The organism is Pseudomonas caricapapayae (genome assembly GCF_001400735.1).
In the GTDB taxonomy this organism is placed as follows: domain Bacteria; phylum Pseudomonadota; class Gammaproteobacteria; order Pseudomonadales; family Pseudomonadaceae; genus Aquipseudomonas; species Aquipseudomonas caricapapayae.
This window is the reverse complement of the sequence record NZ_LJPW01000121.1, coordinates 1-23103: the sequence shown is the minus strand read 5'-3', so window position 1 is coordinate 23103 and position 23103 is coordinate 1. Positions and strand designations below refer to the sequence as shown.

At 58.7% G+C, this 23103-nt stretch carries 21 protein-coding genes; 10 read left to right on the top strand and 11 right to left on the bottom strand.

Going from position 1 to position 23103, the window contains the following annotated elements; all coding sequences use genetic code 11:
- Nucleotides 1-930 (top strand): transaldolase, encoded by a 930-nt coding sequence (gene tal, locus ALO80_RS16985; RefSeq protein ID WP_055009831.1) that lies wholly within the window; start codon nt 1-3, stop codon nt 928-930.
- A 90-nt stretch (nt 931-1020) separates the two neighbouring features.
- Here tal and rssC read toward each other — a convergent pair whose 3' ends face one another.
- A complete protein-coding gene (gene rssC / locus ALO80_RS16980; protein WP_002552898.1) occupies nt 1021-1506 on the bottom strand; it encodes an anti-sigma factor antagonist RssC in 486 nt (161 codons plus the stop codon).
- On the bottom strand, nt 1503-2687 hold the full coding sequence (gene rssB / locus ALO80_RS16975; protein WP_055009830.1) for a two-component system response regulator RssB: 1185 nt from the start codon (nt 2685-2687) through the stop codon (nt 1503-1505). Before rssB ends, rssC begins: the two co-directional genes overlap by 4 nt.
- A gap of 267 nt (nt 2688-2954) precedes the next feature.
- Between rssB and ALO80_RS16970 the strand changes: the two genes are divergently transcribed.
- A complete protein-coding gene (locus ALO80_RS16970) occupies nt 2955-3254 on the top strand; it encodes a PilZ domain-containing protein (protein ID WP_055009829.1) in 300 nt (99 codons plus the stop codon).
- A gap of 88 nt (nt 3255-3342) precedes the next feature.
- Here ALO80_RS16970 and ALO80_RS16965 read toward each other — a convergent pair whose 3' ends face one another.
- The gene (locus ALO80_RS16965; RefSeq protein ID WP_054984968.1) at nt 3343-4044 is read right to left on the bottom strand and encodes an MlaA family lipoprotein; all 702 of its coding nucleotides are present in this window, start codon (nt 4042-4044) and stop codon (nt 3343-3345) included.
- A 198-nt stretch (nt 4045-4242) separates the two neighbouring features.
- On the opposite strand from ALO80_RS16965, the gene ALO80_RS16960 reads away from it, so the two are divergent.
- Nucleotides 4243-4851, top strand: a complete 609-nt coding sequence (locus tag ALO80_RS16960; protein WP_055009828.1) for a hypothetical protein — start codon at nt 4243-4245, stop codon at nt 4849-4851.
- 103 nt (nt 4852-4954) lie between these two features.
- Nucleotides 4955-5224, top strand: coding sequence for a DUF4404 family protein (locus tag ALO80_RS16955; RefSeq protein ID WP_055006534.1), 270 nt, complete (start codon nt 4955-4957; stop codon nt 5222-5224).
- A gap of 182 nt (nt 5225-5406) precedes the next feature.
- Here ALO80_RS16955 and queF read toward each other — a convergent pair whose 3' ends face one another.
- The 4 genes from queF to ALO80_RS16935 form a co-directional block, all read right to left on the bottom strand.
- Nucleotides 5407-6237: an NADPH-dependent 7-cyano-7-deazaguanine reductase QueF gene (queF, locus tag ALO80_RS16950; protein WP_055009827.1), complete on the bottom strand. Its 831-nt coding sequence runs from the start codon at nt 6235-6237 to the stop codon at nt 5407-5409.
- Between the two features lie 130 nt (nt 6238-6367).
- Entirely contained in the window at nt 6368-7612 is a 1245-nt protein-coding gene (locus ALO80_RS16945; protein ID WP_054984972.1) for a lipoprotein-releasing ABC transporter permease subunit, read from the bottom strand.
- 75 nt (nt 7613-7687) lie between these two features.
- Nucleotides 7688-8371: a lipoprotein-releasing ABC transporter ATP-binding protein LolD gene (gene lolD / locus ALO80_RS16940; RefSeq protein WP_174518960.1), complete on the bottom strand. Its 684-nt coding sequence runs from the start codon at nt 8369-8371 to the stop codon at nt 7688-7690.
- Between the two features lie 7 nt (nt 8372-8378).
- Nucleotides 8379-9629 (bottom strand): lipoprotein-releasing ABC transporter permease subunit, encoded by a 1251-nt coding sequence (locus ALO80_RS16935; RefSeq protein WP_055009825.1) that lies wholly within the window; start codon nt 9627-9629, stop codon nt 8379-8381.
- 102 nt (nt 9630-9731) lie between these two features.
- On the opposite strand from ALO80_RS16935, the gene ALO80_RS16930 reads away from it, so the two are divergent.
- Nucleotides 9732-10319, top strand: a complete 588-nt coding sequence (locus ALO80_RS16930) for a PilZ domain-containing protein (protein ID WP_055009824.1) — start codon at nt 9732-9734, stop codon at nt 10317-10319.
- 71 nt (nt 10320-10390) lie between these two features.
- Nucleotides 10391-11113 carry a glycerophosphodiester phosphodiesterase gene (locus ALO80_RS16925; protein WP_054984976.1) on the top strand — a complete coding sequence of 241 codons (723 nt, stop codon included), beginning with the start codon at nt 10391-10393 and terminating at the stop codon, nt 11111-11113.
- Between the two features lie 42 nt (nt 11114-11155).
- Here ALO80_RS16925 and sthA read toward each other — a convergent pair whose 3' ends face one another.
- Together sthA and ALO80_RS16915 are read right to left on the bottom strand one after the other, a co-directional pair.
- Entirely contained in the window at nt 11156-12550 is a 1395-nt protein-coding gene (sthA, locus tag ALO80_RS16920) for a Si-specific NAD(P)(+) transhydrogenase (protein WP_055006540.1), read from the bottom strand.
- Between the two features lie 154 nt (nt 12551-12704).
- Nucleotides 12705-13694 carry an FAD:protein FMN transferase gene (locus tag ALO80_RS16915; RefSeq protein WP_055009823.1) on the bottom strand — a complete coding sequence of 330 codons (990 nt, stop codon included), beginning with the start codon at nt 13692-13694 and terminating at the stop codon, nt 12705-12707.
- A 425-nt stretch (nt 13695-14119) separates the two neighbouring features.
- On the opposite strand from ALO80_RS16915, the gene tcuC reads away from it, so the two are divergent.
- Nucleotides 14120-15412, top strand: a complete 1293-nt coding sequence (tcuC, locus tag ALO80_RS16910; RefSeq protein WP_055009822.1) for an MFS transporter — start codon at nt 14120-14122, stop codon at nt 15410-15412.
- A gap of 78 nt (nt 15413-15490) precedes the next feature.
- On the opposite strand, the gene ALO80_RS16905 is transcribed toward tcuC, so the two are convergent.
- Together ALO80_RS16905 and ALO80_RS16900 are read right to left on the bottom strand one after the other, a co-directional pair.
- Complete coding sequence (locus ALO80_RS16905) at nt 15491-16753, bottom strand: MFS transporter (RefSeq protein WP_055009821.1); 1263 nt, start codon at nt 16751-16753, stop codon at nt 15491-15493.
- Between the two features lie 139 nt (nt 16754-16892).
- Nucleotides 16893-18356, bottom strand: a complete 1464-nt coding sequence (locus ALO80_RS16900) for a glyceraldehyde-3-phosphate dehydrogenase (RefSeq protein ID WP_055009820.1) — start codon at nt 18354-18356, stop codon at nt 16893-16895.
- A gap of 190 nt (nt 18357-18546) precedes the next feature.
- Between ALO80_RS16900 and mfd the strand changes: the two genes are divergently transcribed.
- The 3 genes from mfd to ALO80_RS16885 all read left to right on the top strand — a co-directional run.
- A complete protein-coding gene (gene mfd / locus ALO80_RS16895) occupies nt 18547-21999 on the top strand; it encodes a transcription-repair coupling factor (protein WP_055009819.1) in 3453 nt (1150 codons plus the stop codon).
- Nucleotides 22000-22010: 11 nt separating this feature from the next.
- The gene (locus ALO80_RS16890) at nt 22011-22535 is read left to right on the top strand and encodes a CsiV family protein (RefSeq protein ID WP_054984991.1); all 525 of its coding nucleotides are present in this window, start codon (nt 22011-22013) and stop codon (nt 22533-22535) included.
- Between the two features lie 74 nt (nt 22536-22609).
- Nucleotides 22610-23103, top strand: a 494-nt coding sequence (locus ALO80_RS16885; protein WP_408003284.1) for an SWIM zinc finger family protein, incomplete at its 3' end; no start/stop codon positions are given.

The following is a 23103-nucleotide window of genomic DNA, read 5'->3' as shown; positions in this document are numbered from 1 at the left end:
ATGACTTCCAAGCTGGATCAACTCAAGAAATTCACTACCGTTGTTGCTGACACCGGCGACTTCGGCGCTATAGAAAGCCTCAAGCCGCAAGACGCCACTACCAACCCTTCCTTGCTGCTCAAGGCGGCCTCGAACGCAAGCAACAAGGCTATGCTCGAAGAGGCATTCAGTGGCAGCAAAGGCGACATTGGACTGGCCTGTGACCGCTTCGCCGTGGCCATCGGCCAGGAGATTCTCAAGGTCGTCCCAGGCCGTGTTTCCACCGAGGTGGATGCACGACTGTCTTTCGATAAAGACGCGCTGATCGAACGCAGCGAGCGCTTGATGGGCCTTTACGACAAGGCAGGCATCAGCCGCGACCGCGTACTGGTCAAGCTCGCTGCTACCTGGGAAGGCATACGCGCCGCAGAACACCTCGAGAAACAAGGTATCCAGACCAACCTGACCCTGCTGTTCTCCTTCGCTCAGGCGGTGGCTTGTGCCGAAGCCGGCGTCTTCCTGATCTCGCCGTTTGTGGGTCGTATCTACGACTGGTACAAAAAGTCTTCAGGCACCGACTACACCGGCGCGCAAGACCCAGGCGTACAGTCGGTGACGCGCATCTACAACTACTACAAGGCCAATGATTTCAAGACAGTGGTCATGGGTGCCAGCTTCCGCAATCTGAACCAGATCGAACAGCTGGCAGGCTGCGACCGCCTGACGATCAGCACAGAGCTGCTTAACAAACTGGCGGAGGACACCGGCACGCTGGAACGCAAGCTTGCTCCGGGCAACGCCGGTGAAGCCCGCCAGAGCCTGAACGAGAGCCAGTTCCGATGGGCTTCCAACGAAGATGCAATGGCCACTGAAAAACTGGCTGAAGGCATTCGTCAGTTCGCTCGCGATCAGGAAAAACTGGAAGCGCTGCTCTCCGCCAAAAAAGCCTGAAAATAAAAAAGGGCGACACCTTAACGGGTGTCGCCCTTTTTGCTGTCTGTCGTTCAAGGAAATGATCGACGGGACAGACGCGACGAACGTCTAGCGTTGACCTTCCAGCGCATTGACCAGATCGTGGAACGCTTCACGATTCGAGTCGTTGAGGCCCATGAGAATCTTGTGCGCCTCAAGCACCTTGGCCTTGACCACTTCTTCGCACTGATCCTGTGAAGGCAGGTCGGTAAGGGACTCGGGACGCGGCAGAGGCCGGTCAACGATGTTGAACACCTGATCAAAGCCCATCGACTGCAACAGGCGCGTGATGTCCTCGTGAGTGGTCACTAGCGTCGGCAAGAGCCCCACCTTCTGACGCGACAAAATGGACAGCTTGGCCAGCAAGCCAAGCGTAGTGCTGTCAATGCTGCGTGTCTCGGTAAGGTCGATGACCACCGCCGAGAAATTCAACGCAGTGAAGATGCGCTCGATAGTCGCATCCAGGGCCGAACACAGCGTCAACCGCACTTCACCCACGAACTTGAGAACGAAGGTGCCTTCCTGCTCGGCGAACTGGATTCTACCGGTACTCATTCAAGATTCCTGCTTAACACTAACAAGGCGATATCATCCGGCATCTCCCCTAGCGTTGCCAATTCAAAAACCTGCTGCAAGCCATCCAGGCTGCCGCCAGCCGTCTTGACCAACTCGGGAAGGACGGCTTCTTTCTCTTTGAGTGTATCACCGGGCAAGAGGTCCAGTATGCCATCAGACAACATGGTCAGACTGAAGGACCCTGGCAGGTCGATTTCGTGATCCTGATAGGTCGCTTCGTTGAACAGCCCGACCGGAAGACCACGGCCTTCCAGATAGCGTGCCTGCCCTTCGGAATACAACACCGGCAATGGCAAATGACCACCCACTGCGTACGTCAGTTTACCTGACTCTTCATCGATCACACCGCCGACCATCGTGACATGCTTGCCCAGCTTGCAACTGATGAGTCCGCGGTTGATGTGCCCCAGCACGTCCGACGGCTTGAATTCCGGAAGCGTACCACCGCGCCTGGACTCAAACAGCAGGCGCGTGGTCATGAACTTCAGTAGCACCGTAATGAATGCCGAGGATGCACCGTGACCTGAAACATCTGCCAGGTAGAAAGCGACACGCCGTTCGTCGACCCTGAAATAATCGACAAAATCGCCGGAAAGATACAGTGACGGGATAATCTGGTGAGCAAACTTGAACTCGTCAATCGACCACGGCGTAATCGGCAACATGTTCATCTGCACTTGCCGACCTGCATCCTGGTCTTCCTGCAAGAGGTGAAGACTGGCTTCAAGCTCGCGATTGGCCTTTTCCAGTTTTTCCCGATAAACCTGGTTTTCAGTGAGCAAACGAGCCCTATCCAGTGCGCGGCGCACTGAATGCTCCAATACGGCAAGGTCCTCGAGGGGCTTGATCAGGTAATCGGCAGCGCCCAGGCGCAACGCCTCAACCGCATCGCTCATCACGCCTGCACCGGATACAACGATGACAGGCGTCTGCGGAGCGATGGAGGTGACCTGACGGATCAGCTCAAGCCCGCCCATCTGCGGCATGCGTAGATCGCAGACCACCAGGTCGGGATTCTCTTGCTCGAACATCTGAATTCCCTGCAAGCCATTAGTCGCTTGCAGAACGCTGAAGCCACTGTCTTCAAGGTAGGCGGCGAGGCTTGCACGCACTACATCGTCGTCATCGATAATCAGCAGCTTGGCACTGGTTTTTGGCATGGGGGCAAACGGCGCCAGATCAGGTTGGCGTAGGCGGCCCGGTATTACCGGAACCCGCTTACTGGATTCGCTTCTAGCCTCTCTGTAATAACACGCGACAATTGAATGTGCCTATCGTGTTTCAGAGGTGCCCTTCAAGGCGCAGACGGTACTCCCATCCGACGGGTGTTTCAAGCATGCTCCTACCCTCACTTTGCGCTCTTTACATCGCAAATCACCCGGAGTTATAAGAACTCACAAATCAGCAACTAAAACGAAGGACTGTACATGAGTCGAAATGATCGCGACTACGAGGAAAAACGGGATTACATCCGCATGCGCGTCGATGCAGACGTCAATCTGATTCACGCAGGTCAGGTGATTCCCGCCGTATGCATTGACCTTTCCAGCTCGGGCATGCAGGTTCAGGCGCCACGCTCGTTCCAGGTCGGAGACAGACTCAGCGTGCGCATTGACTCTGACCACCCGGCACTCAAAGGCCTTGAGACTGAAACCGAGGTTGTGTGGGTGAATGACGAAGAAGGCGGCGGACAGAAACTGGGGCTTTCGATCATCTCGATGAGCTGACCACGGGCGGAACCGGTTCACACTTTCACAAAATAATAAAGGCGACCCAGGGTCGCCTTTATGGATTCATACCGATACAAAATAGCGATTAGAAATCGTCTTCGACCTTCCCGTCCTTGACCTTGAACTCGCGGTTCTGCAGGTAGGCATTACGGATGAACGTGTAGCGATCACCGCTGACCATCCGCTCGGCAGACAGCAGACTGGCGCGCGTATCGATCAGGTTGACGCCCAGTGCCGTATTGCGGGTCGGTACATGATCGATGTAACGGTACGGAGAGGTGTAGGTGTCCGGATATTTGGCGATAGCGTCACGCACGGTGCTGGGACCCAGCAGCGGAATCACCACAAACGGACCGCTAGGCACACCCCAATAGCCAAGTGTCTGGCCAAAATCTTCATCGTTGCGCTGCAGGCCCATGTGGGTACCCACATCAATGAAACCCAGCAGGCCGAACGTGGTGTTGACGATCAGACGCGCAGTATCGACACCGGCCGCTTCAGGTTTGGCCTGCAGCACATTGTTTGCCAGGTTGCCGACGTCGCCGATGTTGTTGAAGAAATTATGGATGCCGTCTTCGACGAATTGCGGAGCGATGTACTGATACCCCTTGGCCAGCGGCTTGAGCGTGTAAGCGTCAAGCGTATCGTTGAAGCTGAAAATGGAACGGTTGATGCCTTCCCACGGATCATCTTCGGCGGCCTGAACGGCCACCGGAACCAGCGCCATGCCGGCACACAGGGACAATTGCACCAAACGCTTGATAAAGCCTGCACCAGTCACGGGCATAGCTGACACTCCTGATCGAGATATCGAAATAATGACGCGGGTGCTACGCCCCACACGCTAGGACAGGGAGTATAAAGCCTTCTGTCACGAATAAGGCAGGTCTGTCAGCAAAGGGTTTCGGATAAACCTCGTCATCGCACATTCATCCAAGTGTCACAAAAGACCGGTAGCGTTTCTGGATATTTCAGAGAGATCCCCATGCTCGCGCCGGTCATTACGCCTCTGCCAACCTTCCCCGCACTGCTGTTCGGCCTGAGCGGCTGCCTGGTGGACTTCGGTGCACAGGCCGCAAGCGCACGTAACCCGGAGCACGAGCACGCGCAGCTCACACCCGGTGCGCTGAATATTCTGCAGACTCTTCGTGAGCAGAGTATGCCGTGCGCCTGGCTTGATGAGTTGCCTGAGGCCGTCAGTGCCACACTGGCTGCACCGGTGAAAGACTGGATGATCCCCGCCCCTCGCCCAATCGCCGGCTGGCCAGCACCGGATGCCTGCTGGATGGCACTGATGGCACTGAAAGTCAGCCAACTGGACGGCTGCGTGTTGATCAGCGGCGACCCGCGCTTGTTGCAGTCCGGGCTGAACGCGGGCCTGTGGACCATCGGACTGGCGTCCTGCGGACCACTGTGCGGGCTCTCGCCTTCACAATGGCACGCACTGAGCAATGCCGAACGCGAGCAACGGCGCGCACAGGCCACACTGAAACTCTATTCACTCGGTGTGCACTCGGTAATTGATCACCTGGGCGACCTGGAGTCCTGCCTGGCCGATATCGCCCTGCGGCGCAGCAAAGGTGAAAAGCCCTGATACATATGCAGCAGGCTGCCGACTGGATTAGTCTTGAGTGATCGTGGACCTTTAGCGCTCCGGCGAAGTCCATGAGACAGCCTTATCAATCAAGGAGCACGTCATGCCCGCCCGCGAACTGCAAGAACAACTCGATACCCTGCGCGAGCAACTGGAGCATAATCCGCCGATGTCAGAGTCCGAGCGAGAGAACCTGCACGAGCTCATGCAACAAATTGAAACTAAAATTCAGCTGGAACAGGCCACTCACGAACAGGACAGCAGCCTGGCTGATGGCGTGAATCTGGCCGTAGAGCGTTTCGAGCTGGAGCACCCGACCATCGCTGGCACCTTGCGCAACATCGTGCAGACGCTGGGCAATATCGGGGTCTGATTGGGAGATGCCGTTCTGCCGGCTCTGCGTTCGGCACCGATGCGCGGTGCAACGCAGAGTTGTGACGTAGAGCGTCACTCAAGGCATGCCGACGCGGAGCGTCGGCACAATAATAATCCTGAACCTGGAAACGTCAGCCAGTGGGCGCCGACGCATTGCACCGGCGCTGATGACCACACATCCTACTGGCGCGCCAGCCTGCGATTATCCACGGCCAATGTTTCAGTGCTGCGGTACGGGTTGATGTCCAACCCACCGCGGCGCACGTAACGCGCATACACGGTGAGCTTCTCTGGCTTGAGCAAGCGCTGCAGGTCGAGAAAGATTCTTTCCACGCATTGCTCATGAAAATCCGAATGCTGGCGGAAGCTGACGATATACGCCAGCAGACTGCTGTGATCCAGCGCCGCGCCGCGGTATTCGACCACCACGCTGCCCCAGTCAGGCTGACTGGTGACCGGACAGTTGGATTTGAGCAAATGACTGTGCACGCTCTCTTCGACAACGCGCGACTCATCACATCGCAGCAACTCGGGCTGCGGCCGATCATAGCTGCTGACAGAGATGTCCAGGTCGTCGATACACATGCCCGGCAACGCCGCGACACCTTCTTCCTCGATCGCCGCCAGACTGCGAATACGCACGCCTACCGGCTTGCCCGCAGCAGCCGACAGATCCTGCTCAAGGGTGGTTTTCAGCTGTTCGACGCTCGCGAAAGCTGTCTGATTCAGCGAATTGAGGTACAGCTTGAACGACTTCGATTCGATGATATTGGGCGATTCGGCCGGAATACTGAATTCACCGATGGCCACCACCGGCTTGCCGGAGGGCAGCAGCCAGGACAGCTCGTAGCAATTCCAGAAATCGACACCCTGATAAGGCAGCGTCTGAGCCGTCAGCCCTAGCTCGGCCCATTTTGCGGCACGAGGGATAGGGAACAGCAGAGACGGTGTGTAGGTGGCGATGTACTCACTGGACTTGCCCAGCGGCGAGTGTTCGGCTGCGGGATGCATGGCGATACCTGGATCATGAATTAACGCGGCGAGTTTATAGCGTTTGCGTCGGGCTTTCAGCGAAAATCCGCCTCAGCCCGCTGCCATCGTAGGCCGCAACGCAACCCGGGCGAACGCCATTCAGGCCTGATCACTCATAACGCAGCGCATGCGCAGGCTGGATCTGCGCGGCGCGCCAGGCCGGGTAGAGGGTGGCCAGAAAGCTCAGGATAAAACCGGCGCTGCAGATCAGCAGTACATCACCGCCCTGCAGCTCGGAAGGCAGGTTGCTGATGAAGTAGACGTCGGAACTGAATATATGCTGGCCACTTACCCGCTCGACCCAGCCCACCAGACTGCTGACATTCAGCGCAGCAATGATGCCCAGCACGCCGCCGATCAGGGTGCCGACGATACCGATCACGGTGCCCTGGACCATGAAAATGGCCATGATCTGCCGTGGTGTAGCGCCGATAGTGCGCAGAATGGCGATGTCCGCGCCCTTGTCGTTGACCACCATGATCAACGTGGCAATGATGTTGAACGCAGCGACTGCAACGATCATCAACAGCAGCAGACCGATCATGGTTTTTTCCATCTTCATGGCGCTGAACAGACTGCCCTGGGTATGGGTCCAGTCGTCGGCGTGGTAGCCGGCACCCAGTGCACCAGCGATCGCCGCAGACACCTGAGGTGCCTTGTACAGGTCCTTGAGCGCCAGCCGTACGCCCTGAACCTGATCGGGCTGCCAGCGTTGCATCTGCGCCGCGTCGGCAATGTTGATCAACCCCATCGAGCCGTCCAGCTCGGCACCCACCTTGAAAATACCTACGACGGTCAGACGCTGCATGCGCGGTGTGATGCCGCCAGGGGCGCTGCTGACTTCGGGCACGATCAGCGTCAGCTTGTCGCCGATGCTCAAGCGAAAGCGGCGCGCGGTGATATCGCCAAGTACCACGCCAAATTCGCCCGGCTTGAGGTCTTCGAGGCTTCCGCGCGTGATGTGCCGAGTGACGATCGACACCTCATGCTCCAGCGCCGGGTCGATACCACTGATCTGGATCGGCTGCATCGAGCCTTTGTAGGAGAGCATGCCCTCCATGTCGGTGAACGGCACGGCGGCGGTGACTTCAGGATTTTTCAGCGCAGCGTCGGCCAGCGGCTTCCAGTCGTCTACCGGCGTGGCACCCGCGATGACCGCGTGCGGCACCATGCCCAGAATCCGCGAGCTCATTTCCCGCTGAAAACCATTCATGACCGACAGCACCACGATCATCGCCAGCACACCGAGTGCCAGACCGATCATCGAGGTCATCGAAATGAACGATATGAAGCTTTTACGGCGTTTGGCGCGGGTGTAGCGCATGCCGATGAAGATGGGTAACGGTCTGAACATTCGCGAAGCACCGTGGGGAAAAAAACCGTATAAAAACGTAGAACCCGGGGCGATGAAGTGCGCCGGGCCGGTCAATCAGGCCTCGACGAGGCGGCCGTCTTCCAGACGCAGGACACGGTCCATTTGCCTGGCCAGGCTCATGTCGTGGGTCACGATCAGAAACGCCGTGCGCGATGAAGTGCTCAATTCACGCATCAGGTCCTGAATACCCTGGGCTGTGTGGTGGTCAAGGTTGCCGGTCGGCTCGTCAAGCATTACCAGGCCGGGCTGATTGATCAAGGCACGGGCAATTGCCACACGCTGCCGCTCACCACCGGAAAGCTCCGAAGGCTTGTGCGCCAGACGATGGCCGAGACCGACACGTTCCAGCAATGCAGTGGAACGTTTGCGTGCCTCGGGAATTGCGGTATTGCCGATCAGCAAGGGCATGCAGACGTTTTCCAGTGCCGTGAATTCGGGCAGCAGGTGGTGAAACTGATAGACAAAACCCAGCGCCCGGTTACGCAGCAGGCCGCGGGCCTTTTCGCCCAGCGCCGACAGTTCTTCGCCTGCCAGCCAGACACTGCCTTCGGAGGGCGTGTCCAGACCGCCCAGAAGATTGAGCAAGGTACTTTTGCCCGAGCCCGAACTGCCGACAATCGCGACCCGCTCGCCAGGATGCAGCTCCAGCTGCAAGCCGGACAGCACCACGACCGACTCCGGACCTTCCTCGTAGGATTTACCCAGGTTGCGGCAACTCAATACTGCTTTATCAGACATGCCCGACTCACTCATAACGTAACGCCTCCGCCGGCTGGGTGCGCGCAGCACGCCAGGCGGGATACAGGGTGGCGAGGAAACTCAGGACCAACGCCGCACCGCAGACCTGGAACACGTCCTGGGCCATCAGTTGCGAAGGCAGGTAATCGATGAAATAGACATCGGCGTTGAGAAACTTGTGGCCGATCAACCCTTCAAGCGCGGAGATGGCAGCGCTGACATTAAGCGCTGCGAGGATGCCCAGCGCCGCGCCGATCAGCGTGCCGACCACACCGATCACCGTGCCCTGCACCATGAAGATAGCCATGATCTGCCGTGGTGTAGCGCCCAGTGTACGCAAGATGGCGATGTCGCCTTTCTTGTCATTGACCACCATGACCAGCGTGGAAATGATGTTGAACGCCGCGACAGCCACGATCAGCAGCAGCAACAGACCGATCATGGCTTTTTCCATGCGGATGGCCTGATAGAGGTTGCCATGGGTGCGCGTCCAGTCACGGGAATAGAAGGTGTTCTCGCCCAGTTTCCGGGCGATCTCCCATGAGGTACGTGGTGCCGCAAACAGGTCGTCGAACTTGAGGCGCAGGCCCTGCACCTGATTGGGCTTCCATCGATGCAGGCGGGCCAGATCGTCGAGATTGGTCAATCCCAGAAAGCCATCGATTTCGCCGGCGCCAACGTGAAAGATGCCGGTCACTTCAAAACGTTTCATGCGCGGAAACATGCCCGCCGGCGTGACAGTGACTTCAGGCGCAACAAAGGTCAGTTTGTCGCCTACCACGACGCCCAGTTTGGCAGCCGCCTTGTCGCCGATCATGATGCCGAAACTTCCCGGAGAGAGGCTGTCCAGCTGGCCCTGCCTGATGAAGTGGTCAATGATCGATACCTTGCGCTCTTCGGTCGGATCGATGCCATTGAGCAACACCTTCTGGACCTTGCCGTCATGGGTCAGCAAACCCTGCATCTGGGTGAACGGCGCAACGGCCAGCACCTGGGGGCTCTCCTGAACCCTCGCGGCCAGGCCACGCCAGTCGGTGATCGGGTCAGCGGATTCGATGGTCGCGTGGGGCACCATGCCCAGCACACGGGTACGCATCTCGTGATCGAAACCATTCATCACCGATAACACGACTATCATCACTACAACGCCAAGGGCGAGGCCGATCATGGACGTCAGGGAAATGAAGGAAACAAAATGATTGCGTCGCTTCGCACGTGTGTAGCGCGTGCCTATAAATACAAAAAGAGGTCTGAACATGTAGGAATTTGTTCGCAGGAATGAGGACGTCCATGTGGCGGGCCTTGACGTGCAGCTTTACACTCGAAACTCTCTGACCACCGCCGCTAGCTTGGGTTCGCCATGTCGACATTAGATGAAGCAGGACGCCGCGAATACTACCGTATCGACGACAGCGTCGCACTGGAAATTCACCCCCTGTCCGGTGCCGACCAGGCAAGCCAGGACGCCATGCAGGATACTTCGACGCTGTTCGACCTGCTCAGCGAGCTGCATGTCAGCGAGTTCGAATCACAGCATTTGATGCGCCAGCTCGATGAGCGCGACCGGGTGCTGAACAGTTTTCTCAAATCGCTGAGCAAGCGTATCGACCTGCTGGGCGAAGTGGTCGCACACACTGCGCTGGGCAAACTGGGGGCTCCGCAGCCGGTAAAGCTGTCCGAAGGCGGCATTCAATTCAATTCGCAACAAGGTTTTGCCGTGGGCGATCAACTGTCGCTCAAAATGGTACTGATGCCTCAGGCCGCAGGCCTGATGTTGCGTGCCAGGGTCAGCCAGTGTGACGCACGCGCAGATGGCGGTTTTGACGTCAGCACCGATTTCGTCCACCTTCCGGACGCTCAACGCCAGTTGCTCGCACGCCATGTGCTGCAGCGGCAGGCCCAGCATCGACGTCAAGCCCTTGAACAAGGACAGCCATCCGGCAACTGAGCGCTCGAAATACCCTGTTTCACCTCATCACTACACACCAGCAGTGAGCGCCTTAACGGCCAGGAGTAAACGTGACCCTTATCTACGGCCACCGCGGCGCCAAGGGCGAAGCACCGGAAAACACCCTGACCAGCTTTCAGGAATGCCTCAAGCATGGCGTACGCCGCTGTGAACTGGACCTGCACCTGTCGAGGGACGGCGAGTTGATGGTCATTCATGACCCGACCCTCAAACGCACTACCGACCGGCGCGGCAAGGTCAATGAGCATCTTGCCGCCGATCTGGTGACCTATGACGCACGCAAGGGCGGACCTGGCTGGGTCTCGCCCTGCCCTGTTCCGCGTCTGGAAGAACTCTTCGAGCGGTGTGATTTCGAGCACTGGCAACTGGAAGTCAAAAGCGCATCCCGTACCCGCGCAGCCAACACCGTGCTGGCGATTCGTGAAATGGCCCAGCGTCATGGCTTGCTGGACAAGATCACTATCACTTCCAGCTCACGTGAAGTGCTGCGCGCAGCCCTGGACCTGACGCCGGACATCTCGCGAGGACTGGTGGCCGAATATGCCTGGCTCGATCCCTTGAAGGTCGCGCAGAGTTACGGCTGTGAAATTCTGGCATTGAACTGGACACTGTGTACCCCGGAGCGCCTGCAGAAAGCACAGCGTCAGGGCCTGCATGTGTCAGTGTGGACAGTCAACGAGCCTGCACTGATGCGCAGGCTGGCTGATTTCGGCGTCGACAGCCTGATTACAGACTTTCCCGGTTTGGCCACCGCCACGCTCGGGAATCGCTGAAATCGGTCTCCCCGGCCGGCTCAGGCCACCGGCCGGAGTCGCTTAAAAAAGCCGGTTGAGGCCGTCGTATGCAGCAACCCGATAGGCTTCGGCCATGGTCGGGTAGTTGAACGTGGTGTTGACGAAATACTTCATCGTGTTCGCTTCACCCGGCTGGCTCATAATCGCCTGGCCAATGTGCACGATCTCGGACGCCTGGTCCCCGAAGCAATGCACACCGAGCACCTCGAGCGTCTCGCGGTGGAACAGGATTTTAAGCATCCCGACCCGCTCCCCGGAAATCTGCGCACGGGCCATGCCTTTGAAGAACGCCTTGCCTACTTCATACGGCACCTTGGCCTGGGTCAACTCATGTTCGTTCTTGCCGATCGAACTGATCTCCGGAATCGTATAGATACCGGTCGGCACGTCGTTGACATAGCGCCAGCTGCCATTGTCGACCATGCTGCCAGCCGCCGAACGGCCCTGATCGTAGGCGGCGCTCGCCAGACTTGGCCAGCCGATGACGTCACCCGCACCATAGACGTTGGACACGCTGGTGCGGTAGTTCTCGTCAACCTCGATCTGGCCACGACCGTTGGCCTTGAGACCGATGTTTTCCAGACCCAGCTTGTCGGTGTTACCGGTACGGCCATTGCACCACAGCAACGCGTCCGCCTTGATTTTCTTGCCGGACTTGAGGTGCAGAACAACGCCGTTGTCCAGACCTTCGACCTTCTCGTATTCTTCGTTATGGCGAACCATCACGTTGTTGTTGCTGAAGTGATAACTCAGTGCCTGAGAGATTTCCGAATCCAGGAAGCTCAGCAACTGGTCACGGTTGTCCACCAGTTCGACCAGAACGCCCAGACCACTGAAGATCGAAGCGTATTCGCAGCCGATCACGCCCGCACCGTAAATGATCAGCTTGCGCGGCGTGTGCCCCAGACTGAGAATGGTGTCGCTGTCGTAGATACGCTTGTGACTGAAATCAATGTCGGCAGGCCGGTACGGGCGCGAACCGGTGGCGATGATGATCTGGTTGGCAACCAGCTTCTCCACCACGCCATTACTGCAGACCACATTGATGCTGGTCTCGTCGGCGAAACTGCCAGTGCCGAAAAAAACGTCGACCCGGTTGCGGGCGTAATAACTGGTGCGCGAGGCCACTTGCTTGGAAATGACCATCTCGGCGTTTTTCAATACATCCGGAAACGAAAACCAGCGCGGCTCGCCAATGGCACGAAACATCGGGTTGGTGTTGAACTGAATGATCTGCTTGACCGAGTGACGCAGAGCCTTGGACGGAATGGTGCCCAAATGGGTGCAGTTGCCGCCCACTTGCCGACGGCTGTCGACCATGGCGACCTTGCGCCCCGCCTTGGCGGCATTCATTGCCGCGCCTTCTCCGGCAGGGCCGGAACCCAGTACCACTACGTCGTAGTTGTAGACAGCCATGCGTACTCCTTTAAACAGACCGAGGCGCCACTCTGGCATCTCTGGCTAAATCACGCGGCGCAGTCTAGCGCTGCACCGAGGCGGCGAACATTAACCCTTGGTCGCGTCGAAGGCCAATTTTTGTCTGTATCGGGCGAGCAACCGGGCGATTCAATTACCGCGGCTGCTCCACAGCCAGACGATCAAACGACGCGTTGCTGCGGATGATAAAGCGCTTATCGGCACGAATCACAAAAAAAGCAGGGATTTTATGTTCTTGCGCATAATTCCAGCCCCGCTGCGGGCCGAGAATCAACAACAGCGATGACAGGCCGTCGGCCATCAGCGCCGAGGGGTGAATTACCGTCACCGATGCCAGGCCATGGTGGACGGGCTGGCCGGTCACGGCATCCAGTGTGTCGGAAATACGCCTGCGCCCGCCCTCACCGTCCAGATAGCGACGGTAATCCCCCGAGGTAGACAGCGCATAGCCATTCAGAGGGAATACTTTTTGCGCGACATTGCCATCATCGCGCGGCGCATCGAGGGTCACCCGCCAGGGCGAACCATCGGGCTTGAGTCCATTGACTTTCAGCTCACCTGTGGCGTGCACCAGATAGTCGTGCAGACCGAGCGCTTCCATGCGCTCGCTGATGCGATCGACCGCATAACCGGCGGCAATGCTGTTGAGGTCCACTTGCACAGCGGCGCTCTTGCACAACTGTTGCCCGACAATGCTCAGACTGCGATAGCCCACCATCGCCCGGGCTCGTGAGAGTTGGCGAACCAGCGGCATTTGTTCGAACAGCGCATGAGCCCCCAACCCCCACAGGTCCATCAGCGGTTTGACCGTCAGGTCAAAGGCTCCGTGACTTTCCCGCGACAACTGCTCGCCCACATCAATCAGTTTCAGAACCGCTTCAGGCATGGTCCGGCAGCTATTGGCAGGCAATGCATTAAAGAGTTCGATGTCCGAATCACTGCGCCAGAGCGACATCTGTTGATCGACTTCGGCCAGAATGGCCTCTACCTCCGGGCGCACGACCGCAGGCTCAGGCTGCCCGGAGGCACGCACATACACCACCGAATAGTGGCTGCCCATCGCTGGCCCACCGAAGCTTTCAAGCTTGCGCTCCTGGCCGCAACCGCCGCACACCAGCAACACGAGGCATCCTGTAACCCTGCCAAACCCACGCAAACCCATGCCCCGCACTATAAAAACCATTCCGAGTGACCTGCCGTGATCAACGGTCAAGCCAGAAAACTGTCCCTGAAAGCCCGCCCGGATAATCGATCAACCATCCCGATACGAGGCAGAGCAAAATATTGAGTGGTCGACGACGCACTTATGGTTCCCGCGCAGCATGTCTGCTCATCCGGTTTCATCCAGTCAACACGCCGTACGACGCTCAAGCCTCTCACCTGTCAAGCGTCTGTTAACTGATAGCAAATCGCCGAAACGGTTGTCTTTGAGCCCTGTTACACATACTGTTACAAATGTGCATCGCCAGTCGCACACACGTAATGGCGATGTAAACGGGATAACAACGACAACGGACTCCAAGCCGACGAGCCTGAGCGAGTAACTAAATGGCCTCCACAACAAGTAAGGGCAAAGCGATCTTTCGCGTTGTCAGCGGTAACTTCCTCGAGATGTTCGATTTCATGGTCTACGGCTTTTACGCCACGGCCATTGCCAAGACCTTCTTCCCCTCCGACAGCGCATTCGCTTCGTTGATGCTGTCCTTGGCGACCTTTGGCGCAGGCTTCCTGATGCGCCCGCTGGGCGCGATCTTTCTCGGTGCCTACATCGACCGTCACGGACGTCGCAAAGGGTTGATTATCACCCTCGCAATGATGGCAATGGGCACTTTGCTGATTGCCTGCGTGCCGGGTTACGCCACGCTGGGCGTCGTGGCACCCTTGCTGGTGCTGCTCGGTCGCCTGCTGCAAGGCTTCTCGGCGGGTGTCGAGCTGGGTGGCGTTTCGGTGTATCTCGCCGAAATTTCGACGCCGGGTCGCAAAGGTTTCTTCGTCAGCTGGCAGTCCGCCAGCCAACAGGCGGCCGTGGTATTCGCCGGCCTGCTGGGCGTCGGCCTTAACCACTGGCTGAGCCCTGAGCAGATGGGCGAATGGGGCTGGCGCGTGCCGTTCCTGATCGGCTGCCTGATCGTGCCGGCGATTTTCATCATCCGCCGCTCGCTGGAAGAATCACCCGAGTTCGAAGCCCGCACACATCGCCCGACATTGCGTGAGGTCGTGCGCTCCATCAGCCAGAACTTCGGCCTGGTGCTGGGCGGCATGGCGTTGGTGGTCATGACGACAGTGTCGTTCTACCTGATCACGGCCTATACCCCGACCTTCGGCAAGAACGAACTGAACCTGACTGATCTGGAAAGCCTGCTGGTGACGGTCTGTGTCGGCGTCTCGAACTTCATCTGGCTGCCGATCATGGGTTCCTTCTCGGACCGTATCGGCCGCAAGCCTTTGCTGGTCGCGGCAACCGTGCTGGCTATCGCCACCGCCTATCCTGCGCTGTCATGGCTGGTAGAGCACCCCAGCTTCAGTCATCTGTTGATGGTCGAGCTGTGGTTCTCGTTCCTGTACGGGTCATACAACGGTGCCATGGTCGTGGCGCTGACCGAGATCATGCCGGTCGAAGTCCGTACCACCGGCTTCTCGCTGGCGTACAGCCTGGCAACCGCGACCTTCGGTGGCTTTACGCCTGCAGCCTGTACGTACCTGATCCACGAACTGGGCAACAAGGCAGCGCCAGGCATCTGGCTGACCGGTGCAGCTGTGTTGGGTCTGGTTGCGACGCTGGTGCTGTTCCGCAAGGGCGGGCAAAAGCTTGAGGCCCCCGGAGCCACTGCCACCGCTTGATTAAGGACGGCATCGGTAATCTGTCACAGGTGAACGAAAACCCCGGAACGAGTTAAACTCGGCCGGGGTTTTGCTTTTTCAGACAGCGCGCTTCCAGGGTCGGAAGCCAAGCCAGAGCAACACGCCGGGCAATTGCAACGCCACCATCAGGCCCAGCGACCACTGATAGGCCTCAAGCGGATGACCGGCACCCTGCGCCGCAGGCCACAGATTGAGCACCACGCCCATCAGCCACTGAAGAAAAAACGCCAGCACGAACACCACCAGGTTGAACGACGAACTGACCCTGCCCGCCAGTTCTGGCGACACAGATTGCGCCACGATGGCGTAGTTCATGGTCGTCGAGGTGCCGAAGAAGCTGAAGCCCATGGCAATCAGATAAGGCGATACCGGCAAGCCGCTGGCCATCAACACCTGGAAGCCGATAAAAATGACCATCCCGGTGCCACAGATCATGATCGGCTGTACGCCGTACCTGCGCAGGTAATCGGTGATTGCGCCGAACGTCAGAGACCCCGCCACCATCGCGATGGCCCCGAACAACAGCACACTGGCCATAGCGGAATCACTCAAACCTGCCATGTCGCGCAACCACGGCCCCATCCACAATGACAGCACCGACATGTAGATGGCGTGTGCGAACACCGAGTACAACGCCAGACGCCAGAACGTCCACGACGAGTACAGTTTGCCGACCGCAGCAAACATATCGCTGTATCGAGTATTTTTGCTCTCGTAGGCTTTGGGAACGCTGAAATGTATGACCACAACCACACAAAAGGTCAGCAGCGCCAGAACCAGAAACGCTTCTCGCCAGGTCAACCAGCTCAGCAACGCATGCAATGGTGTGGTCGACGCCATCGCGCCCAGCCCGCCAATCGACAGCAGGCAAGCGGTGCTCAGCGGCAAACGCTCGACCGGCAACCAGATGGCACACGCCTTGATCGCACTCATCAGCGAACCCGCCACCCCCAGGCCGATCAGACCACGCCCGATCAACAGCCCGGTCTCGGTACTGGAGACACTGAAAATGACCGAACCGGCGACCGCGAACAACAGCATCGGCGCCTGCACGCTGCGCGGGCCATAACGGTCGAGCATCACCCCGAGCGGAATCTGCGCGGCTGCGAAGGTGAGAAAGTACACGCCGGTCAGCAAACCCAGACTGCTGGCGGGCAAGCTCAGGTCGGTTTGCAGATCGACGTAGATCACCGCATTGACGGTACGAAACAGGTAGGAAACGAAATGCCCCAGGCCAAAGGGGATGAAAATTGTCAGAAACAGCAAGAACAAACTGCTTTTAACAGGTGACTGCAAACCATCCATGGCTGAACTGCTCATCCTTGACTGCTCCGTTATCGGAATGGGCTGGGACTGACAGACTCTCACGACGCGCTTCAAAACAAAACGGGCCGAAGCCTGCTTGCGCAAGGTTCGGCCCGTTTATTGATTGCCCGGTCAGGCCGGGCGATTCAAGCGCTTATTGTGGAAAGGCTGGCGGATTGACGTCTGCCATGTCTTCCATCACGCGAACCACCTGGTGGCTGTAACCGAACTCGTTGTCGTACCAGACGTACAGCACAACGCGGTTATCGTCGACGATGGTGGCTTCGGCATCCACCACACCGGCGTGACGCGAGCCAACGAAGTCCGTGGAGACCACTTCCTGCGAGTTCACGAAGTCGATCTGCTTGTGCAGGTCCGAGTGCAGCGCCATGTAGCGCAGGTACTCGTTCATTTCCTCACGAGCGGTCGGCTTCTCGAGGTTGAGGTTGAGAATGGCCATGGACACGTTCGGTGTCGGAACGCGGATCGCGTTGCCGGTCAGCTTGCCGGCCAGTTCGGGCAGTGCCTTCGCGGCAGCGGTGGCTGCACCGGTTTCGGTGATGACCATGTTCAACGCGGCGCTGCGGCCACGACGATCGCCCTTGTGGAAGTTGTCGATCAGGTTCTGGTCATTGGTGTACGAGTGAACCGTTTCGACGTGACCGTTGGTGATGCCGAACTTGTCGTTGACAGCCTTGAGCACCGGCACGATGGCGTTGGTGGTACAGGATGCTGCGGAAACGATCTTGTCGTCTGCGGTGATTTCACCGTGGTTGATGCCGTGCACGATGTTCTTGAGCTTGCCTTTGCCCGGCGCGGTCAGGACGACGCGGTCGATGCCAGGGCAGGCCAGATGCTGGCCCAGGCCGTCTGCATCACGCCATACACCGGTGTTGTCTACCAGCAGAGCATCCTTGATACCGTACTGGGTGTAATCCACCTCGGACGGGTTCTTGGCATAGATGACCTGAATCAGGTTGCCATTGGCAGTGATGGTGCTGTTGGCCTCATCAATAGTGATGGTGCCGTCGAACGGACCATGTACCGAGTCGCGGCGCAGCAGGCTGGCACGCTTGACCAGATCGTTTTCCGCACCTTTGCGGACCACGATGGCACGCAGACGCAGGCCGTCGCCACCACCCGTCTTCTCGATCAGGATCCGCGCCAGCAGGCGACCGATACGACCGAAACCGTAAAGCACGACATCAGTACCCTTGCGTGGGCTGGTGCCCTGCTGCCCCACTACAGTGGCCAGTTCTTCACGTACGAACTGCTCTGGCGTGCGGCCGTTGCCTTCGGTCTTGAACTTCACGGCCAGCTTGCCCAGGTCCACCGAAGCGGCACCCAGCTTGAGTTCGCTCATCGCTTTTACAAGCGGAAACGTCTCATGTACGGACAACTCAACTGCATCGGACTGACGATGACGCGCAAAGCGGTGAGCTTTGAGAATCGCGATCACTGAACGGTTGATCAGGCTGCGGCCATAGATCGAACTCACCACATTGTTATTGCGGTAGAGCTGACCGATGAGCGGGATCATCGCTTCGGCGAGGGCTTCACGATCGATCCATTCACCAAGACACTGGTCGGGCTTCTGAGTCACGGGAACCTTCCACATGTAGGGGCTGAAAAAAGGGGCTACATTATGACCGCGCCTTTGTTTATGAGCAATGCGCGACTGTCATATCGACGGGCACTACATAATTTTCGCCCGTAAACACGAGGTAATACTCTGGAAAACTGACAGCCACCGCCTTCCCCCGTTACAATCGCCGCCCCTGTTGCAACGCCTGGAGCCCGACCTTCCCGTGCCAGTTCTGCGTCTACCGCATCTTTCTGCCGCTGCAGGCAAACAACACTGGGGCAATCTGCCCGGTGCCGCACTGAGCCTGGCCATTGCCGAGGCTGCCAGCGCAGCCAAGCGCTTCACCCTGCTCTTGACCGCCGACAGCCAGAGCGCCGAGCGGCTGGAGCAGGAGCTGAAGTTTTTTGCGCCCACGCTGCCGGTTCTGCACTTCCCGGACTGGGAAACCCTGCCCTACGATCTGTTTTCGCCGCACCAGGACATTATTTCCCAGCGCATCGCCAGCCTCTATCGCCTGCCTGAGCTGGAACATGGCGTTTTGGTAGTTCCCATCACGACCGCCCTACACAGACTTGCGCCGACCAAATTCCTGCTTGGCAGCAGTCTGGTGCTGGATGTCGGCCAGAAGCTCGATGTGGAGGCGATGCGTACGCGCCTGGAAGCCAGCGGCTATCGCTATGTGGATACGGTTTACGAGCATGGCGAGTTCACCGTACGCGGCGCACTGATTGATCTGTTCCCGATGGGCAGCAAGCTGCCGTTCCGCATCGATCTGTTCGACGACGAAATCGAAACGCTGCGCACGTTCGATCCGGACACGCAGCGCTCCATCGACAAGGTCGAGTCGGTACGCCTGTTGCCTGCCCGCGAATTTCCACTGCAGAAAGAGGAAGTCACGCGCTTCAAGGCGCGCTTTCGCGAACGCTTCGATGTGGATTTTCGGCGCAGCCCGATTTTCCAGGACTTGAGCAGCGGTATCACACCAGCTGGCATCGAGTACTACATTCCGTTGTTCTTCGAGGAAACCTCGACCCTGTTCGATTACCTGCCGCAGGACACCCAGGTGTTTTCCCTGCCTGGTATCGAACAGGCCGCAGAAAACTTCTGGAACGACGTGCGCAACCGCTACGAAGAACGCCGAGTCGATCCAGCCCGGCCACTGTTGCCACCGGCCGAGCTGTTTTTACCGGTGGAAGACTGTTTTGCGCGCCTGAAAAACTGGCCGCGCGTGGTTGCCAGCCAACAGGATGTCGACGCCGGTGGCGGGCGCGAGCGTTTTCCAGCGCAGACCTTGCCGGACCTGTCCATTGAAGCCAAGGCCAGTCAGCCATTGGCGGCATTGTCTGGGTTTCTCGATGATTTCCCCGGTCGCGTGCTGTTCACTGCCGAGTCCGCCGGACGCCGGGAAGTGCTGCTGGAGTTGCTGGAACGCCTCAAGCTGCGGCCGAAGACTGTCGACAGCTGGCTGGACTTCGTCGACGGCAAGGACAGACTGGCAATCACCATTGCGCCGCTCGACGAAGGCTTGCTGCTGGAACAACCGGCGCTGGCGCTGATCGCTGAAAGCCCATTGTTCGGCCAGCGTGTCATGCAGCGCCGTCGTCGCGAAAAACGCACTGATGGCGGCAACAACGACGCCGTCATCAAGAACCTTACCGAACTGCGCGAAGGCGCGCCGGTGGTGCACATCGACCATGGCGTCGGTCGCTATCTGGGGCTGGCGACGCTGGAAGTCGAGAATCAGGTCGCCGAATTTCTGATGCTGGCCTACGCCGAGGACGCCAAGCTGTACGTCCCGGTCGCCAACCTGCACCTGATCGCCCGCTACACCGGCAGCGACGACGAGACCGCGCCGCTGCACCGGCTGGGTTCGGAAACCTGGCAGAAAGCCAAGCGCAAGGCTGCCGAACAGGTTCGCGACGTGGCGGCCGAACTGCTGGATATCTACGCGCGCCGGGCAGCCCGTGAGGGTTATGCCTTTGCCGACCCGAAAGCCGACTACGCCACCTTCAGCGCGGGCTTCCCGTTCGAGGAAACGCCGGATCAGCAGACCACCATCGAAGCCGTACGCGCCGACATGCTGGCACCCAAGCCAATGGATCGCCTGGTGTGTGGCGACGTGGGCTTCGGCAAGACCGAAGTGGCCATGCGTGCCGCGTTCATTGCCGTGCACGGCGGGCGTCAGGTCGCAATTCTGGTGCCGACCACCCTGCTCGCCCAGCAGCACTACAACAGCTTCCGCGACCGCTTCGCCGACTGGCCGGTGACGGTAGAAGTGATGAGCCGCTTCAAATCGGCCAAGGAAGTCAACGCCGCCGTGGCCGATCTGGCCGAGGGCAAGATCGACATTGTCATCGGCACGCACAAACTGCTGCAGGATGACGTCAAGATCAAGAATCTTGGTCTGGTAATCATCGACGAAGAACACCGTTTCGGCGTACGTCAGAAAGAACAGCTCAAGGCGCTGCGCAGTGAGGTCGATATTCTGACCCTGACCGCTACGCCGATCCCGCGTACCCTTAACATGGCGGTGTCGGGCATGCGTGATCTGTCGATCATCGCCACGCCACCGGCGCGCAGGCTGTCGGTGCGCACCTTTGTCATGGAGCAGAACAAGCCCACGATCAAGGAAGCCCTGCTGCGCGAGCTATTGCGCGGCGGGCAGGTCTATTACCTGCACAACGACGTCAAGACCATCGAGAAATGCGCAGCGGACCTGGCCGAGCTGGTACCGGAAGCCCGTATCGGCATCGGCCACGGGCAGATGCGCGAGCGAGAGCTCGAACAGGTGATGAGCGACTTCTATCACAAGCGCTTCAACGTGCTGATCGCTTCGACCATCATCGAGACCGGCATCGACGTACCCAGTGCCAACACCATCATCATCGAACGTGCCGACAAATTCGGCCTGGCCCAGCTGCACCAGCTGCGCGGGCGCGTCGGGCGCAGTCACCATCAGGCCTACGCCTACCTGCTGACCCCGCCACGCAAACAGATCACTCCCGACGCCGAAAAGCGTCTGGAAGCGATTGCCAACACACAGGACCTTGGTGCGGGCTTTGTGCTTGCCACCAACGACCTTGAGATCCGTGGCGCGGGCGAGTTGCTCGGCGACGGCCAGAGCGGCCAGATCCAGGCGGTGGGCTTCACCCTCTATATGGAAATGCTCGAGCGTGCGGTCAAGTCGATTCGCAAGGGCGAACAGCCCAATCTCGATCAGCCGCTGGGCGGCGGACCGGAAATCAACCTGCGCGTGCCGGCACTGATCCCGGAAGACTACCTGCCCGACGTGCACACCCGCCTGATTCTCTACAAGCGCATTGCCAACGCGGCTGACGAAGAGGCCTTGAAGGATCTTCAGGTGGAAATGATCGACCGTTTCGGCCTGTTGCCGGAGCCGACCAAGAACCTGGTGCGTATCACGCTGCTCAAATTGCACGCCGAACAGCTGGGCATCAAGAAAATCGACGGTGGCCCACAAGGTGGCCGTATCGAATTCGCGGCCGATACGCCGGTTGACCCACTGACCCTGATCAAGCTGATCCAGAGCCAGCCCAACCGTTACAAGTTCGAAGGTGCCACGCTGTTCAAATTCCTGGTCCCCATGGAGCGCCCGGAAGAGCGCTTCAACACGATCGAAGCGCTGCTTCAGCGCCTGACCCCGAAAACTGCTTGAAGGATTCACGCATGCGTTTGCTTCGTTCATTGACCCTGCTGCTGACGCTGATCGCGCCGACTGCGTTTGCGGACGGTGTCTATCAGGTCGAGATTCTGCTGTTTCGCCAGAACGGCGAACCTGCCTCTACCCGCCAGCTTGTCCCGGAAAACTGGGACAAGGGCGCGCAGAAGATCGACGCGAACGATGAGCGAAGCCCTGCCCTCAACGACTTGGCCAGCAAGCTGCAAGGCAGCGGCAACTATGAAGTACTGATGCAGCGCGCCTGGCAGCAGACCATCGGCACCGAGCCCGGCAAGGTCGCCATTACCAGTGGTGAAGAGCGGCTCGGCCACTTCCCCATCGAGGGCACCGTGAGTCTGGCGATGGCACGCTTTACCGATATTGGTGCACAATTCTGGGTCAACCAGCTGGACCCGCATGGCGTGGTCATCAGCAGTGAACGATTGAAGCAGACCGCCCGGGTAAAAAACGGTGAGCTGACTTATCTGGACAATGGCAACCTCGCGTTGCTGATCAAAGTTTCTCCTCTTTGATCTTTACGTACGCAAGGGACGCCAAGGCGCCCCCTTTCTTTTGAGCATCGCTGCGGCGTAGGGCCTTTTAAAACTTGTCGTCCATTCTCGAAAAAGTCCTGGCCTCGGCCTGGACAGACTTATTCAACGATCGAACGCTTGAGCGAGGGCTTGACTACGCCCGGCAAAAACGCATCGTGCTGGAAGACTCCAGCCCGCAGATCATCCGTACCGCATGCCGTGGCTCGGATCTGGAAATCTATACCCAGACCCTGCTGTTCAAGGACCCGGATCGCTACAAGAATTACCTGACCTGCAAATGCACCTGCCCGGTCCGCAACGACTGCAAACATTGCGTCGCCGCGCTGCATTTCCTGCAGGACCCGCAGAACCGGCCACTGCTGCAAGCGGCGCTGGCTTCGCACCAGCAGGAAATGGAAAAGCCTGTCGAGCAAAAGCCGAAGCTGCCGGAACGCCTGATCGATGACTTGCAACCACGGCCGAGGCTGATTCTGGCGAGCATCGAATTCAGTGCCTACGAACCGCGCAACGGGCGCATGCAGCGGCATATTCAGCACCGTGCGGCACT

What these genes read in the sequence shown, in the direction of transcription:
- ALO80_RS16890 (WP_054984991.1), top strand. Translation starts at nt 22,011, where the DNA reads ATGCGTTTGCTTCGTTCATTGACCCTGCTGCTGACGCTGATCGCGCCG.
- ALO80_RS16955 (WP_055006534.1), top strand. Translation starts at nt 4,955, where the DNA reads ATGCCCGCCCGCGAACTGCAAGAACAACTCGATACCCTGCGCGAGCAA.
- tcuC (WP_055009822.1), top strand. Translation starts at nt 14,120, where the DNA reads ATGGCCTCCACAACAAGTAAGGGCAAAGCGATCTTTCGCGTTGTCAGC.
- tal (WP_055009831.1), top strand. Translation starts at nt 1, where the DNA reads ATGACTTCCAAGCTGGATCAACTCAAGAAATTCACTACCGTTGTTGCT.
- ALO80_RS16965 (WP_054984968.1), bottom strand. Translation starts at nt 4,044, where the DNA reads ATGCCCGTGACTGGTGCAGGCTTTATCAAGCGTTTGGTGCAATTGTCC.
- ALO80_RS16970 (WP_055009829.1), top strand. Translation starts at nt 2,955, where the DNA reads ATGAGTCGAAATGATCGCGACTACGAGGAAAAACGGGATTACATCCGC.
- rssB (WP_055009830.1), bottom strand. Translation starts at nt 2,687, where the DNA reads ATGCCAAAAACCAGTGCCAAGCTGCTGATTATCGATGACGACGATGTA.
- ALO80_RS16905 (WP_055009821.1), bottom strand. Translation starts at nt 16,753, where the DNA reads ATGAGCAGTTCAGCCATGGATGGTTTGCAGTCACCTGTTAAAAGCAGT.
- rssC (WP_002552898.1), bottom strand. Translation starts at nt 1,506, where the DNA reads ATGAGTACCGGTAGAATCCAGTTCGCCGAGCAGGAAGGCACCTTCGTT.
- ALO80_RS16930 (WP_055009824.1), top strand. Translation starts at nt 9,732, where the DNA reads ATGTCGACATTAGATGAAGCAGGACGCCGCGAATACTACCGTATCGAC.
- ALO80_RS16900 (WP_055009820.1), bottom strand. Translation starts at nt 18,356, where the DNA reads ATGTGGAAGGTTCCCGTGACTCAGAAGCCCGACCAGTGTCTTGGTGAA.
- ALO80_RS16960 (WP_055009828.1), top strand. Translation starts at nt 4,243, where the DNA reads ATGCTCGCGCCGGTCATTACGCCTCTGCCAACCTTCCCCGCACTGCTG.
- queF (WP_055009827.1), bottom strand. Translation starts at nt 6,237, where the DNA reads ATGCATCCCGCAGCCGAACACTCGCCGCTGGGCAAGTCCAGTGAGTAC.
- ALO80_RS16935 (WP_055009825.1), bottom strand. Translation starts at nt 9,629, where the DNA reads ATGTTCAGACCTCTTTTTGTATTTATAGGCACGCGCTACACACGTGCG.
- sthA (WP_055006540.1), bottom strand. Translation starts at nt 12,550, where the DNA reads ATGGCTGTCTACAACTACGACGTAGTGGTACTGGGTTCCGGCCCTGCC.
- lolD (WP_174518960.1), bottom strand. Translation starts at nt 8,371, where the DNA reads ATGTCTGATAAAGCAGTATTGAGTTGCCGCAACCTGGGTAAATCCTAC.
- ALO80_RS16945 (WP_054984972.1), bottom strand. Translation starts at nt 7,612, where the DNA reads ATGTTCAGACCGTTACCCATCTTCATCGGCATGCGCTACACCCGCGCC.